This window comes from Buttiauxella ferragutiae (assembly GCF_022637515.1).
GTDB classification, from domain to species: Bacteria; Pseudomonadota; Gammaproteobacteria; order Enterobacterales; family Enterobacteriaceae; genus Buttiauxella; species Buttiauxella ferragutiae.
This window is the reverse complement of record NZ_CP093332.1, coordinates 2,432,272-2,448,160: the sequence shown is the minus strand read 5'-3', so window position 1 is coordinate 2,448,160 and position 15,889 is coordinate 2,432,272. Positions and strand designations below refer to the sequence as shown.

General features: G+C 50.4%; 13 protein-coding genes. 8 read left to right on the top strand and 5 right to left on the bottom strand.

Features of this window, described 5'->3' with window-relative positions; translation table 11 throughout:
* Positions 1-2: 2 nt before the first annotated feature.
* Positions 3-479 carry an ester cyclase gene (locus tag MNO13_RS11260; RefSeq protein ID WP_121813603.1) on the bottom strand — a complete coding sequence of 159 codons (477 nt, stop codon included), beginning with the start codon at positions 477-479 and terminating at the stop codon, positions 3-5.
* 35 nt (positions 480-514) lie between these two features.
* Positions 515-1,942, bottom strand: coding sequence for a gamma-aminobutyraldehyde dehydrogenase (locus tag MNO13_RS11255; RefSeq protein WP_241939994.1), 1,428 nt, complete (start codon positions 1,940-1,942; stop codon positions 515-517).
* A 177-nt stretch (positions 1,943-2,119) separates the two neighbouring features.
* Here MNO13_RS11255 and MNO13_RS11250 point away from each other — a divergent pair, with 177 nt between their 5' ends.
* Positions 2,120-2,854 (top strand): FadR/GntR family transcriptional regulator, encoded by a 735-nt coding sequence (locus MNO13_RS11250; RefSeq protein WP_241939993.1) that lies wholly within the window; start codon positions 2,120-2,122, stop codon positions 2,852-2,854.
* Between the two features lie 17 nt (positions 2,855-2,871).
* Positions 2,872-3,561: a cache domain-containing protein gene (locus MNO13_RS11245; protein WP_241939992.1), complete on the top strand. Its 690-nt coding sequence runs from the start codon at positions 2,872-2,874 to the stop codon at positions 3,559-3,561.
* 49 nt (positions 3,562-3,610) lie between these two features.
* Here the strand turns inward: MNO13_RS11245 and MNO13_RS11240 are convergent, their stop codons facing one another.
* From MNO13_RS11240 to puuE, 3 genes are all read right to left on the bottom strand, one after another.
* The gene (locus MNO13_RS11240) at positions 3,611-5,089 is read right to left on the bottom strand and encodes an APC family permease (protein WP_241939991.1); all 1,479 of its coding nucleotides are present in this window, start codon (positions 5,087-5,089) and stop codon (positions 3,611-3,613) included.
* A 447-nt stretch (positions 5,090-5,536) separates the two neighbouring features.
* Positions 5,537-6,988 carry an NAD-dependent succinate-semialdehyde dehydrogenase gene (locus MNO13_RS11235; protein WP_064546557.1) on the bottom strand — a complete coding sequence of 484 codons (1,452 nt, stop codon included), beginning with the start codon at positions 6,986-6,988 and terminating at the stop codon, positions 5,537-5,539.
* 11 nt (positions 6,989-6,999) lie between these two features.
* Positions 7,000-8,265, bottom strand: a complete 1,266-nt coding sequence (puuE, locus tag MNO13_RS11230) for a 4-aminobutyrate transaminase (protein WP_241939990.1) — start codon at positions 8,263-8,265, stop codon at positions 7,000-7,002.
* A gap of 110 nt (positions 8,266-8,375) precedes the next feature.
* Here puuE and pdxR point away from each other — a divergent pair, with 110 nt between their 5' ends.
* The 6 genes from pdxR to MNO13_RS11200 all read left to right on the top strand — a co-directional run bounded on the left by pdxR (position 8,376) and on the right by MNO13_RS11200 (position 15,804).
* Entirely contained in the window at positions 8,376-9,848 is a 1,473-nt protein-coding gene (pdxR, locus tag MNO13_RS11225) for a MocR-like pyridoxine biosynthesis transcription factor PdxR (protein ID WP_241939989.1), read from the top strand.
* 76 nt (positions 9,849-9,924) lie between these two features.
* Complete coding sequence (gene zinT, locus MNO13_RS11220) at positions 9,925-10,572, top strand: metal-binding protein ZinT (RefSeq protein WP_064546170.1); 648 nt, start codon at positions 9,925-9,927, stop codon at positions 10,570-10,572.
* Positions 10,573-11,031: 459 nt separating this feature from the next.
* Entirely contained in the window at positions 11,032-11,526 is a 495-nt protein-coding gene (locus MNO13_RS11215) for an SH3 domain-containing protein (RefSeq protein WP_241939988.1), read from the top strand.
* Positions 11,527-11,585: 59 nt separating this feature from the next.
* Positions 11,586-12,539, top strand: coding sequence for a hypothetical protein (locus MNO13_RS11210; RefSeq protein WP_064546167.1), 954 nt, complete (start codon positions 11,586-11,588; stop codon positions 12,537-12,539).
* A gap of 39 nt (positions 12,540-12,578) precedes the next feature.
* Positions 12,579-13,964: a serine/threonine protein kinase gene (locus MNO13_RS11205; protein WP_241939987.1), complete on the top strand. Its 1,386-nt coding sequence runs from the start codon at positions 12,579-12,581 to the stop codon at positions 13,962-13,964.
* 145 nt (positions 13,965-14,109) lie between these two features.
* Positions 14,110-15,804: an alpha,alpha-trehalase gene (locus tag MNO13_RS11200; protein ID WP_133521575.1), complete on the top strand. Its 1,695-nt coding sequence runs from the start codon at positions 14,110-14,112 to the stop codon at positions 15,802-15,804.
* Positions 15,805-15,889 lie beyond the last annotated feature (85 nt).

Sequence of the window (15,889 nt, the reverse complement as noted above, 5' to 3'; positions counted from 1 at the left end):
CCTTATTTAGCTTGTGGCTTTAGTTCTTCGTCGAGCTTTTTGGAGTCGTAATAATCGCCCTGCCAGGTTATTTTCCCGTTATTGACGGTGATATAACTGACTCCTTCAAATTTAATCGGGTTATTTGTGGCCGGGCTTCCCGCCCATTCGCCGCTATTTTTACCGCTGAATTCCCAGCGAAAAGCGATAGTGTCGTGATCGTAAACTGGCTTGCTGGTCATTTTCCAGGTTAAATCTGGCACCGCTTTAATAAACGCGCCAATCACCTCTTTTTCGGCGTTACTTTTCCCTTTCACCGGCGTGCCGCTGGCGGCATCGTAATACACCACATCATTGGATAAATATTGCGCGGCCTTTGCGGCGTCATGGGCATTCCACGCCGACATATAATCTTTAACCACCGTTAACGGAGACACTTCCGCTAATGCCAAATTTGAGAACAGCGCCAGGGACAGAACAGCGACTTTCATTGCTTTCATTTCATCACCTTAAAGTCTAATCGGAGCGGCGTTAATTATTCAGAGATGTCACACATGATGTGTTTCACTCGCGTGTATTCATCCAGTGAGTAGGATGATAAATCTTTGCCATAGCCAGATTTTTTGAAGCCGCCGTGAGGCATCTCCGCACACAGAGGAATATGGTTGTTAATCCATACGGTGCCGAAATCCAGGCGAATGCTGAAACGTTGGGCGCGGCTGTGGTTGCTGGTCCAGATGCTCGCTGCCAGGCCATATTCCACATCATTGGCCTTCTCCAGCGCTTCCGCCTCGGAGGAAAACTTCTGCACTGTCATCACCGGGCCAAACACTTCGTGCTGGATGGCCTCATCGCGTTGATCAAGCCCGGAAATAATCGTCGGTTCAAAATAGAAGCCTGGGCCATCCCCCGCTTTGCCGCCAGTTTCGATGACGGCTTGTGACGGCAGGCGGCTGATAAAACCTTTGACCTGTTCTAGTTGGTTGCGGCTGTTTAACGCGCCGTACAACGCGTCTTTATCTTCCGGCGTGCCAAATTTGATGGCGCGGGTTTTGGTGACCAATTTTTCGAGGAATTGCGCATAGATAGAGTCTTCAATCAAAATTCGCGTCGCCGAGGTGCAGTCTTGTCCAGCATTGAAGAACCCTGCGGTGGTGATGACCTCCACCGCTTTGGCAATGTCGGCATCGGCAAAGACGATGACCGGAGCCTTACCGCCCAATTCAAGGTGCGCTTTGGTCAAATTAGCCGCAGCAGAGGCAGCAACTTGCAACCCCGCACGAACCGAACCGGTTATCGAAACCAGTGACGCTTCGGTGCTGGACACCACCAGCGAGCCGGTTTCCGCTTTGCCGAGCACCACGTTAAATACCCCTTGCGGGAAAAGAGGTGCTGCCAGTTCCGCCAGAATCAACGTGCTGATGGGCGTGGTATCGCTGGGCTTTAACACCACCGTGTTTCCGGCGGCCAGTGCCGGTGCGATTTTCCACACCGCCATCATGAAGGGATAGTTCCACGGGGTGACCTGGCCGACAATCCCCAGCGGTTCGCGGCGAATCGTCGAGGTTAAGCCCTCGGCATATTCATAGGAGGCTTTTCCTTCCAGGCAACGCGCAGCACCAGCAAAAAAACGCAGCGCATCACAGGATGCCGCAATCTCTTCTTTTTCAATGAAATGCCGCAGCTGCCCGGTTTCTTCGCTTTGCGCCTGAATCAGGCGTTCAACATTACGTTCAATTTCATCCGCCAGTTTCAGCAGCGCACGCTGTCTCTGCGACGGCGTGGAGTGTTTCCACACCGCAAAAGCTGTTTTCGCCGCCTGATAAGCTTGTTCGACCTCCGCACGACCGGCGCTCGGCGACAGTGCGTAGGTTTCACCATTCACCGGGCTAACCAGCTCAAAGAGGTTCTCTTGCGAACCCGCGACATATTGCCCATTGATAAAATGCTTCAGAATCTTCATCGTGCTCTCCGCTGGTTTAAACATATATTATATTATGTAATATGTTTTATGAAGATTAAATTCAATAACATTCTACTAACAATATGATATACATCCCATTCCGAAGTGATTCTTTACGCAGCGCTTGTATGCTATGTTCAGTGGCCTTATTCAAGGAGTCTCTCTTCAGGGAAAATTATGATTACGCATGCGGTGATATTCGCGCCAATCGGTCAGGCCAGCCGTTCCGATCAGATAGTTCAGCGGCTTTCCAACGCCATTATTACCGGCCTGCTTGAGGCAAACGAGCAGCTACCGAATGAAGCCGATCTGGCAAAAATGATGGGGGTTTCGCACATCACCATCCGGGAAGCGTTAAACACGCTGCGCGCGAATAATTTAATTCATACGGTGCGTGGGCGTAACGGTGGCAGTTTTGTGTGCGAACAAGCGTGGGAATTAAGTCACTCTCTTAATCCTTTTAAAACCCTGAGCACTGATTACCTGTCTGATTTGGGCGAGATGCACTGCGCGATTATTAGCCACAGCGCAAGGCTTGCGTCGCGCCGTATGACGAACGCCGATATTACCCGCCTGCGCGACTTTGTTGCAGTACTTGCCGCCTCCACCACGCCCGAGGCACGTACTCAGGCCGACATGCGCTGTTTGTTAGCCATTGCCGCCTGTTCACAGTCAGCACGTCTGGCAAACCAGGAGCTGATTTTGCAATCTGAATGGTCGTCACTGGTGGCGATGCTGTTCCGTTCAGAATATATACATCGCGAGATTGTTGATCTGTATATCTCGTTAATTGACACGCTGGAATCTCACAATGAAATCGAGTCAGTTAACATTGCCAAAAAATTAATCGACACGTTTACTTTCTATCTGATAGAAAATAAATTGAAGCACAACGTAAATAATAACCAATAAAAACAACAGGCATAAATATGCTACAAACAACATCACTCCGTACTCTAAGCACCAAAATTGATAAAATCATTAACTCGACTATTGAATCCACCGTGTTGCTTGCCAGGGAAATTGAAGCTTCGTTGGCTGAAATTAAAGACGTTAAGCTGGAGCATCTGCTTGAGCCGTCAGTCAGAAAAACCATTCAGGATCATATTAAACAAACTCTGAATAGTAATGGTTACTGTGCGGGTGCCGGTTTTGCCAGCCATATTGAAAGCAGCGTCAGCAATAAGGAATTCTGGCTTTTGGAGTGGTGGTATAAGAAAGCCGATGGTGTAAAACAGGTGAATCTGGATTTGGACCAGGCCACACAACAGCGCCTGGATTTCCGTACCTTTGAATGGTTTAAGCAAGCACCATCGGTGGATAACGCCTTTATCCATGGCCCCTACGTCGACTATATTTGCAATACTTCGTACACCCTCACCTGCGCCGTCCCGGTTCATTTTCAGGATCAGTTTTTAGGTGTTGCGGCGATAGATTTATTAGTCAGCCGTGTAGAGGATGAGCTATTACCTTATGCGGCTAATGATAAAGTTATTCTAACCAATAAAGAGCGCAGAATTATTTTCTCTACCCATCCACGATTCCGCGTCAGTGATTTACTGGATGCCAGTGTGACGAGTATTGTCTTTGAGAATGATTATTTTAATTTATATATGTGAATAAGTCGGATGTCGCTACGCTAAGCGACATCCGACATTGATATTAATATTAAACTTGTTCGGTATTTAATTTACGAGCGTATTCAATCGCATCATTCTCGGGTGCACTCGAGCGGCCAAACGGTTTGCTGACGAACATATAAATCAGGCCCGAACCAATCACAATCGCCAGTCCTACCAGCACCGTCCAGCGGTCCATAAAGTTTTCACTCTGGGCCGGTTGCGCCAGTAACCAAATACCGCACAACCCGTAAGCCAGTGCCAGAATATTGACGATAATCCCCCACGAACCCACCGTCCATTCACCGGCAGGTTTCCACCCTTTCAGGCGCTGGCGCAATGCCGCCAGTACCACCATCTGGAAGGAAATATAGATACCGATGACCGCAAATGCGGTAATACGCGCCAGGCTATCAGGCTGGAAATAGACCCACACGCAGATAATCACCGGTAACAAACAGCTCACCATCATGGCGTTATCCGGCACGCTATGTTTGGAGATTTTCGACATCCATTCGCTGCCAGGTAGCATGTTATCGCGGGAGAAGGAAAATATCAGACGGCTCAAGGCAGCTTGCAAAGAAAGAATACAAGACAACATCGCAATCACCGCGACCACAATAAAGACCGTAGCACCGGTTGGCCCCAACGCTTCGTTGAGAATCGCCGGAATCGGGTCGGAAATTTTACCGTTTACAATGTTGACTAAATCTCGGGACGATAACAAATAACCCATAATCGAAATTACCGCAGAGATGGCACCAAACACGATACTTAAAATCATCGCCACGGGAATTTTCTTACCTGGGTTTTTCACTTCTTCTGCCACATTACCGCAGGCTTCGAAGCCGAAGAACATAAACAACCCCATCAAAGATGCTGACATAAAGGCGGTGGTGTAATTGCCGTCGTTAGCCAACACGCCCATCGAGTCAAATACCACGGAGAAAGGTTGCGAGCGATGGAATATCAGCAGATAAATGCCGAGTGCAATAACGCTGACGATTTCACACCAAAAACCAATTCTCGCCACGCGAGCCAGGTTTTTGGTGCCTGACATATTCACGACCATCATAATCAGCAGCAAGACGACAGACGTCACCATCATATTGCCCGCACTAGTGGCGTAGTGGAATAACGAGGCCACGAAGGTAGAGGTGTATTCCGCAATCGAAGTAATGGTAACCACTAACGCCCAAAGATAAATCCAGGCGGCAATCCAGGCATATTTTTTACCCCAAAGTCTTCTCGCCCACGGATATAAGCCACCGGTAATCGGATATTGCGAGGCCACTTCGCCAAAGACTAACGCCACCAGTAGTTGCCCGCACGCCACAATCAATATCCACCAGATAGCCGGTGGCCCCGCGAGCGTCACGGCCAATGCAAACAGCGAATAAACCGCAGTCAGTGGCGAAAGGTAGGTAAATCCCAATGCGAAGTTAGACATCAGCCCTATCGAGCGGTTGAATTGCTCGCCTTTAACTGGCTGATGTTGGTGATGTTGTTTGTCTGTCGTCTGGTCCATATCTTTTCTCTTTATGTGGCATAAGGGCAGGCAGTGTGTGTATTTTATAAAACATAATATGTTATATGTATACGCTTAATGTCACATTATTGTTAAAGATTTTGAGCAAGATTTTAACAAGAGAATTGTCGGATGACGCTACGCTTATCCGACCTACGATTTGGATTTTGTAGCACGGGTAAGCGCAGCTTCACCCGCCAGAAATTTGGATTTTGTAGAGCGGGTAAGCGCAGCGTCACCCACCAGAAGTCAGGATTTTGTAGGACGGGTAAGCGTAGCGTCCCCCACCAGAAATTTGGATTTTGTAGGGTGGGTAAGCGTAGCGTCACCCGCCAGAAATTTGGATTTTGTAGAGCGGGTAAGCACAGTGTCACCCGCCAGAAATTTGGATTTTGTAGCACGGGTAAGCGCAGTGTCACCCGCCAGAAGGTTGTAAATGTGAATGGGTTAAGCGAGGTTAACGCAGACGTATTTCATCTCTAAATACTCATCAATCCCGAAGCGTGAGCCTTCGCGCCCCAGCCCTGATTGCTTGATGCCGCCAAATGGCGCAACTTCGTTGGAAATCAGCCCGGTGTTGACCCCTACCATGCCGTATTCCAGTGCTTCAGGAATTTGCCACTGGCGCTTCGCATCCTGCGTGAATATATACGCGGCAAGGCCAAATTCGGTATCGTTGGCGTAATTCACTACTTCGTCGTCACGGTCGAATTTAAACAGCGCAGCCACCGGCCCGAAGGTTTCTTCACGAGCAAAACGCATCTCTTGCGTGATATTGGCCACCACGGTCGGAGCGAAATAATTGCCACCCAACGGATGTTTATGGCCGCCAGTTAACAGCGTGGCGCCCTTTTGCAGCGCGTCATTCAGATGCAGCTCAACTTTTTCAATCGCTTTGGCATTGATAAGCGGCCCTTGTGTCACGCCGTCATCCATACCATTGCCGACTTTCAGGGCTTCAACCGCTTTCACCAGTTCATCGCACAACTTTTGATAAATCCCGCTCTGCACGTAGATGCGGTTGGCGCACACGCAGGTTTGCCCGCTGTTACGGAATTTCGACGCCATAATGCCCTTTACGGCAAGCCCAAGGTCGGCATCGTCAAAGACAATAACCGGCGCATTTCCGCCAAGCTCCAGCGAGAGCTTTTTGATGGTCGGAGCACATTGCGCCATTAATAAGCGCCCTGTTTCCGTGGAGCCGGTGAAACTGAGTTTGCGTACCGTGGCATTGCGACACAGTTCACCGCCAATTTCTTTGGCATCTCCGGTAATGACCTGCAACAGGGCTTTTGGCAAACCTGCCAGTTCGGCAAGTTTGGCTAACGCCAGCGCGGTCAGTGGTGTTTGTTCCGCGGGCTTAACGATAATTGCACAGCCTGCGGCTAATGCCGGAGCTACTTTGCGGGTGATCATCGCCGCCGGGAAATTCCACGGGGTGATTGCCGCGCAAACACCAACAGGTTGTTTCGAGACGATAAAACGTTGATCCGGGTTGGTCGGTTGCAACAACACGCCATCGACTCTTTTCGCCTCTTCCGCAAACCAGCTAATGAACGAGGCAGCATAGTTTACTTCGCCACGCGCTTCAGCCAGCGGTTTGCCGCCTTCACTGGTAATCAGCCGCGCCAGATCTTCAGTATTTTCCTGAATCAGGCTCACCCAACGATGGAGGATTTTTGCGCGGCTTGCCGCAGTCTGCATCTTCCACGCTTTTTGCGCCATCTCTGCCGCCGCGATTGCCTGCTGAGTTTCAGCTTGCCCCATCAACGGCACTTCGGCGATTTTCTGCCCCGTCGCGGCATTGACCACCGACATGGTTTTACCCGACTGGGCGTGGCTCCACTCGCCGCCAACCGGGCAACTGTCGAGCAGCAGGTCTGTATTGTTTAAATTGATCATCTTGGGTCTCACATTTGCGTCGCGGTTTTAATGATATCCAGCGCTTTATCGAACTGAGCATCAGGGATGGTCAGCGGGTAAAGGAAACGGATCACGTTGCCATTTTGACCACAGGTCAGTAGCAGCAAGCCTTGCTCCAACGCACGTTTCTGCACTTGCTGGGCAATTGCCGCAGACGGCTCGCCAGTTGTGGTGTCGTAAAATTCTGCGGCAATCATCGAGCCAAGGCCACGCACTTCCGCTAAGGCCGGGCAATTTTGTTTGATCTCGCGCAGCGCAGATGTCAGCCGTTCACCCAGTGCTTCGGCTCGTTGGCAGAGTTTTTCCTCAGCAATAATATCCAGCACCGCATGGGCTGCCGCCACCGACAGCGGGTTACCGGCGTAAGTCCCGCCCAAACCGCCAGGCGCAGGTGCATCCATAATTTCCGCTTTACCCACCACGCCAGATAACGGCATGCCGCCTGCCAGGCTTTTCGCCATAGTCATCAGGTCAGGTTGATGCGCGTAATGGTTCATGGCAAACATTTTGCCGGTGCGCGCAAAACCACTTTGCACTTCGTCAGCAATCATCACGATGCCGTGGGTATCACAAATTTGGCGAATCGCCGCCACAAATTCAGGCGGAGCCACATTGAAGCCGCCTTCACCCTGCACAGGTTCGAATATAATCGCCGCTACCTGAGTTGCCTCAATGTCGGATTTAAACAGGCGTTCCATGGATTTCACCGCATCGTGAGTGGAAATCCCGTTCAGTTCGGACGGATACGGCGCATGGAAGACGGACCCAGGGAATGGGCCAAAACCAATTTTGTAGGGAGCCACTTTGCCGGTTAACGCCATGGTCATGTAAGTGCGACCATGGAACCCACCGCTAAAAGCAATCACACCAGGACGGCCAGTATGGGCGCGGGCAATCTTCACCGCGTTTTCTACCGCTTCAGCCCCGGTGGTGAAAAAGGCCGTTTTCTTACACCCAGCGATTGGCGCGGCGGCGTTAATTTTCTCTGCAAGCTGAACGTAGCTTTCGTAAGGGACAATCTGATAAGCGGTGTGAGTAAACGCTTGAAGTTGCTGCTCAACCGCCTGCACCAGGCGAGGATGCCGATGGCCGGTATTCAGCACGGCAATCCCGGCGGCAAAATCAATGTACTGCTTGCCTTCAACGTCATTGATGGTGCTGTTTTCAGCCGATTGGGCAAAGAAATTACACATCACACCTACGCCACGTGGAGTAGCAGCCAGACGACGTTGATGGAGTTCGTTATTACTCATTTTTTTATCCCTCACACATTTATCAAATAGACAGGTTGTATTACCTGATTCATTTAGACAGTATCTGGTACCTTAATCGAGAGCCAAATCGTTTTAATAATAGGATCCAAATGCGTTCACTTGCCGTAGATGTGATCAAGCAGGCATTTATCCACACGCCTGGCGAGAAACTTCATAAGAAACTCTATGTTGCGATATGCAGCTGCATCCTCGAAGGGAGTTTACGTCCAGCAGCACGCATGCCACCGACCCGGGATTTGGCAAATGAACTGGTACTGTCGCGAAATACCGTATTACGGGTGTATGAGCAGTTGCAGGCAGAAGGTTATATTTCAACACGCACCAGCAGCGGCACATTCGTCACCGAAAGTGTGCTGGATAATCTCACCACGCACGTCACTAAAACGGTACAAACCACACAGCCTGACGCACCTGCAACTCTTTCAGACCGTGGCCTTGAACTGCTGGGAAATGCCAGTGCCAGCCCAGCGCAATGGGGGGCTTTTATTCCTGGTGTGCCCGATGTGAATAGCTTCCCGCACCGCATATTTAAGAAGATTTATGATCGCATCGCCAGGTCCCCTGACCCGCAATATCTGACTTATGACGCAGACGGCGGGCTCGAGTTGTTGAAATCCGCGTTGTCTGATTATTTGCGTACCGCGCGTGGAGTAAAATGTTCCACCGACCAGATATTAATCACCGAAGGGATTCATCAGGCTCTGGATTTAGTCACCCGCACGTTATGTAACCCAGGCGACCATGCGTGGATTGAAGAGCCCGGCTATTGGGGCATTAAGAATATATTACACATCAATGCCGTCAATATGACGGCGTGTGATGTCGACGATCAGGGATTAGTTCCAGAACCTGCCCCCGCCGTGCGGCCAAAATTAATCTTCGTGACCCCTTCCCATCAATATCCGCTTGGTTCGGTGATGAGCCTGCCTCGACGGCAGTTATTACTTTCGCAGGCCAGGGAATTTAAAAGCTGGATTGTCGAAGATGATTACGACAGTGAATTTCGTTTTTCCGGCCAGCCGATACCGTCACTACAAGGGCTGGAAGAAAACAGCCCAGTCATTTATATCGGCACCTTCAGTAAAACGCTGTATCCCGCACTGCGTCTGGGTTATGTCGTGCTGCCTAAGCCGTTAGCGGCGCCACTTAAAAAGGTGCATAACGAGCTTTATCGCGGTGGTCATCAGATAGTTCAGGCAGCTTTAGCAGAGTTTATCCGTGAAGGTTATTACGCCGCGCACATTCGCAAAATGCGCCAGTTATATAGCAAACGCCGCAGTTTATTGGTGGAACTGATTAAACAGTATCTGGGTGAAGCCTATCTTGGTTATTTTAACAGTAACGCCGGTCTGCATCTGATTATTCAATTCCCCCTTGAAGCTGATGATATTGGCATCTCAAGGCTTGCGAATGCTGAAGGGATTCTGGTCCGGCCATTGTCGCGTTATTATTTTAATCAACAGAAAATGAAAGGACTATTAGTCGGTTTCGCCAGCATTCAGGATAGCGATATGGAGGCCTCGTTTATTCGTCTGGCGGAGATCATTAAGCAGAACTTCTGAAGCGAAAGCAGTGATTGAATTACGATAATGTTATGTTATAACATTTTATAAATTCACATACCCACTGGAGAACTTCATGACTAAACGCATTTCCGCCGCGCTGCTGGGCGCTGGCATTTTACTGAGTAGTGCTCATGTACTGGCGCATAGCCATTCACACGGCAAGCCGTTAACTGAAGCTGAACAGAAAGCCAGCGCCGGAGTTTTCGACGATAACGACGTCAAGGACCGCACCCTCAGCGATTGGGATGGGATGTGGCAGTCGGTGAATCCTTACCTGTTAAACGGCGACTTAGATCCGGTGATGGAGAAAAAAGCCCAAAAAGATGGCACTAAAACGGTGGCGCAATACAAAGCGTACTATCAGAAAGGTTACGCGACGGATATCGATACTATTGGCATCGAAAACAACACTATAGAGTTTCACACTGGCAAAACGATCAACACCTGCCACTACGCCTACTCTGGTTTTAAAATCCTGAATTACGCCTCTGGCAAAAAAGGTGTGCGCTATTTGTTTGAGTGTAAAGATAGCCAGTCAAAAGCCCCAAAATATGTGCAATTTAGCGACCATATTATCGGTCCGCGCAGATCTGAACATTTCCATATTTACATGGGTAATGATTCCCAGCAGTCATTATTAAAAGAAATGGACAACTGGCCGACGTTTTATGAGTACTCATTAAGCAGCAAGCAAATTGTCCACGAGATGCTGGAACACTAATAAGCTATCGATTTTGCTCAGCGCATTCATCGGTTTACCGGGTCCTGGCTGAGGGTGAATGTGCGCCTTAATCTCAAACATCGGTCATCATAGCGCCGGAGTCATCACCGCTTCCGGCGCACTTTGCGCAATACAATTGCAGATATCGGGCAATAACGCTTCCATCTTCATCCTTAAACCTGGGATTGAAACCCTGTTTTATGATCTATGCTGAAGGCTACCAGTAAAGCAAGATGATTCACCCGCTGAATCACCGCTAGCAGTGTGCTTCTTGTCCTGCTTAACACTTAATAATGTCAATCAGTTACATCAGCATTGAATTGTTAATCAGGCGATGTAAAATTAACGTTAATATGTATTGCTGATGTGAATCATTCTTCAGATTCCTGGACTTCTTCTTCGCCATATCACCTCCTTCTCGGCGACCAGGTTTGAACCATTTTTTCAGGGAACGTTACGATGAAATTGCGAAATCTGTTGATCCTTGCTGTTGTTGCGACGGTTGTGGGCTGTAAAGCGCCCCCACCAAAAATGACGGACGACACTCTCGTCACCAGTGAGGTCAATGGTGTCACATTGACGCACCGTTATGCGGTTAGCGCGCCAAAAGAATTCACCCCAGTCAACGCAAGTTTTAGGGCGCTGTATGCAGGGTCAATTATGAGCAAACCGGACTTCGGCGGAAAAGTCGTCAGCACCCTTGATAATGGGCAAAGTTACACCGTTTTGGGGCAAGTCGAGAATAATTGGCTGGCCGTTGCGCAGCAGGATAAACAGGAAATGTTGGGTTATGTTCCTGCACGTGCGCTGGTGAAAAGTGAACTGTATGCACAAACGCTGAAAAAAGATCGCCCTCGTCCACGCAAGGCCACCAAAAAAACCACCTGCGTTGCGGTCGATGGCAGTAGCAAAGCCTGCCAGAATGCGAACAGCGGCACCTGGATCATTGATTAACTGTCGACGTTTTACGTCATACCTTGTTGTTTAAAACTGTTCGGCTAAGAAGGATTTCTATGAAACTCTGGCTTTCGAGTCTGGCGCTACTGCTGGCATCTACTTCAGTGTGGGCGGCTGGTAACTATCGTATCGTCCAGTCTCCTTCGCAAAAGCTGGATGTCTGGATTGACGATGTGCAAAACAACACGCCGCAAAGCTGGTGTGCGCAAGAACTTCCCCTGCGAATCGTCGCCAATGGCGATAAAAATCCGGCGCTGCTCAATGTTTTTATGCCACGTCTGGGAACACTCCTGGAAAGCCAATGTAGCGCGGTGCAAATAGTCAGTTGGCGGATGGAAGATCCACAGGGTCAAGCACTCGCGGTTGGCACTGCGAGCAGAAGCAGCGACTGGACGGTGATTATCGCGCCGGTTGTTTCCAGCGAACTCAACACCCAACCCGCTCGCGAAGAAAACTCACCGTTAGCGGACCGCACGCCGTGGCAGGAGTTTACGCTGCAAGACGGCTGTCATTTGCGCACTTTCTGGCAGGGTGATGCTAATTCGTCAGCGATGTTTATCCCAAATGGTAAATGTGAAAAAGGCGGCTGGTTGAATGGCCACAGTGAAATCATTCAGAGCGGCGCTAAAGGCGAAACACGCAATGTGATGACCTTTGTGCATGGCTTCCCGGTCAGCGGATTAAGCGCCGATGCCGGTTCTGACAGCCTGCTGATTACCAGTCTCAATAACGAGCGGATGGTGGTCAGTAATGAACATGCTCCGCAGAGTTGGATGATTTTGCCTTATCACTCAGAGCTGAATGGCTGGAAAGCCACTGGCATGGTTGCCGTTGAAGTACCACGCGAACTGGCAGTAGATGAAGCCGCTATCCAGAAGCGTTTAAATATTGTGCGCAAAGTTTGGTCGGAGTGGCTTGCACCGGATACCCCTATCACCTTGTTGTTGATTGATTCCCTGCGTCCGCAATTGCGTGATCCAGCGGTTGGCGCATGGCGCTCCCAGAAGTAACCCTGAATTTTCGTCGATTTCGAGCAGAGTAAGGCCATCATGACTGATAAAGATTACAACTCCGAACTACCCGACGCTCTGCCGCCTGGCTTCCGTTTCGACGAGTTTGAAATTCAGCAAGTGACTGAATCCACCAATACTAACGTGGTGTATAAAGCGTGGGACCACCAGCTTGAGCGCCCGGTCACTATCCGCGAATTTATGCCGCGTGCGCTGACGGTACGCAGCGATAATATGCAGCTGGTGTTACGCAGCAAGCAAGACAGCCAGGCGTTTAATGTCGGAATGAATCGTTTTGTGCAGTCTGCTCGCCAGCTCGCACAATTTAACCACCCCAATTTGCTGCAAGTGTTTAGCTTCTGGACACAAAACGAAACCGCCTATGCGGCGACACGCTACTCCAACGGCGTAACGCTGGCTGAATTGCATCAGCATCAGCCTGAAGTGATTAATGAAGCCTGGATTCGGCGCATCTTGCCGATGTTGTGCGGAGCGCTGGCAACATTACACGATGAGGGGTTTATCCATCGTGACCTGTCGTTAAGAAGCATTCAAATTCAGGATAACGGCGCGCCTTTGCTATTGAATGCTGGCGCTCCGCGTCCAGGAAAAACCGAAAATGGCGATGAGATTAAAACGCCACTCAATCCAGGTTTTGCGCCGCTTGAACAATATGCTGATGACCTCGAAAACCGGCTCGGGCCATGGACGGATATTTACGCACTGGGGGCGATTCTCTACACCCTGATCACCGGCACTTGTCCACCTGCCAGCGTTACCCGCACCATTCAAGACCCGTGCGTGAAGCTGGCAAAAAATCGGCCTGAAGGTTATTCCCATAGCCTGTTGCAGGCGGTGGATAACGCGCTGGCGTTAAAACCGGAAGACCGCCCGCAGTCTATTGCAGAATTTGCGGCGCTGGCGGACATGCCGTTAAGTGGTATCAACGGCGCGGCACCGTTGAAACAGCCTGGCACCATGCTGGTCAAGGTGGAAGATGCGGAAATCACCCCACTATCACCGTTCAAAAAACGCTACAAACTGCCGCTACAGATAGCCGCCAGTTTACTGGTAGGCGTGGCGATTGGCGGTTTCATTTTTAATAACAACGCCCCTTCTGTTTCTACTACCCAGACGGCCAAAACCGACAAACCGGTTGCGGAAAAAGCGGAAGCTGCCGGGACTAAAAGCGTGGTGCCTGTAGCGGATGGCGCGATAGCGCGCATTTATGTGCGCATGAATGATGGCGAACAACTGGATGTTAATGGCAAGGCCGAAAAAGTGACACAGGGCGCCAATGGTTATGGCTTCCTGCAACTGCCTGCGGGCCAATATGAGCTTACGTTGCGTGATAAAAATCTGTCGCGAAGCATGACGTTATCGGTTGAAAAAGCGGGGACATGGTTGGTCAATCCGCAAGGGTAAATGGACGTTTAGCCAGGCGGTAAATTATCTGCTTTATCAGATTATGAGACATCTCCCGTAGCACTAGCCAGAAATTCGGCTAAGGTTTTCATAGGGTTGATCGCGGTAAACTTTCGCCGCGGTAGCCTGTAAAGGAGAACGATTAATGATAAATCCTGTTTTGCGCCGTCCTCGCACGTTATTTTTTGCGATTCAAATAGCTATCGGTTGTACGTTCGTCACTTTGCCTGCCTCAGCCGCAGACAGCCTGCCACAACCGCCTGATGTCATCCTTGGCCCGCTGTTTACCGATGTCCAGACGGCAAAATTATTCCCCGATCAGAAAACATTTGCCGATGCGGTTCCCAAGAATGATCCGTTGATGATCCTTGCGGATTACCGCATGCAGCGCAATCAATCGAGTTTCGATTTACGCCATTTTGTCGACGTTAACTTTACCTTGCCAAAAGAAGGTAAAAAGTATGTCCCGCCTAAAGGCCAAACGTTACGCGAGCACATCGACGGTTTATGGCCGGTGCTGACGCGCACCACTGACAGCACCGATAAATGGGATTCGCTGCTACCGTTGCCGAAACCGTATGTGGTACCAGGCGGGCGCTTCCGCGAAGTCTATTATTGGGACAGTTACTTCACCATGCTGGGGCTGGCGGAAAGCGGCCACTGGGACAAAGTTCAGGACATGGTCGATAACTTCGCCCATGAAATCGACACCTTTGGGCATATTCCTAACGGCAACCGCAGCTACTATCTGAGCCGCTCTCAACCGCCGTTCTTTGCCTTTATGGTCGAACTGCTCGCCAGCCACAAAGGTGACGAAACCTACACCACCTATCTACCGCAGTTGAAAGCTGAGTATGCCTGGTGGATGCAGGGCAGCGATACGCTGGCAGCAGGCGCTGAAAACTTGCGGGTGGTGAAACTAAAAGATGGCTCGGTGCTAAACCGTTACTGGGACGATCGCGATACACCGCGCGCCGAATCGTATCTGGATGACGTGACCACCGCGAAGAACAACCCCAACCGCCCGGCGACGGAAATCTATCGCGATTTACGCGCAGCTGCGGCTTCGGGGTGGGATTTTAGCTCGCGCTGGATGGATAACCCGCAGCAACTGGGCTCGATTCGTACCACCTCTATCGTTCCGGTTGATTTGAACGCTCTGCTATTCCAGATGGAAAAGACCCTCGCGAAAGCAAGCCATGTGGCGAAGGACAGCGCAGCTGCCACGCAATATCAGCAACTGGCCGATGCCCGTCAAAAAGCCATCGAAAAGTATCTGTGGAACGATAAGCAAGGCTTCTATGCGGATTACGATCTCAAGAACCACGCGGCTCGTTCGCAACTGACCGCTGCCGCGCTATTCCCGCTGTATGTGCATGCCGCTTCGAAAGATCGCGCTGAAAAAATGGCGGCCATCACCCGTTCGCAATTACTGAAAACTGGCGGACTGGCGACCACCAACCTGAAAACGGGCCAGCAATGGGACGCACCAAACGGCTGGGCGCCATTGCAGTGGGTGGCCACTGAAGGCCTGCAAAATTACGGCCATAACGATCTGGCAATGGAAGTCACCTGGCGCTTTATGACCAACGTGCAGCAAACCTATAACCGCGAGCAAAAACTGGTGGAGAAATATGACGTATCCACCACGGGTACCGGCGGTGGCGGCGGTGAATATCCGCTGCAAGATGGATTTGGCTGGACTAACGGCGTCACCTTGAAAATGCTCGATTTGCTGTGTGGCAAAGAGAAACCGTGTGATTCCACACCGGACAAATTGCCTTCTGCAACACCGGGGCCGGTGAAAGAGACGATTCAGCCTGCTAGTTCTGCGAAGTAGTTTTCCCCTCACCCTAACCCTCTCCCGAAGGAGAGGGGATTGTCTGGTTTCTCTCTCAGCCTCATCCTCTCCCGAAGGAGAGGGG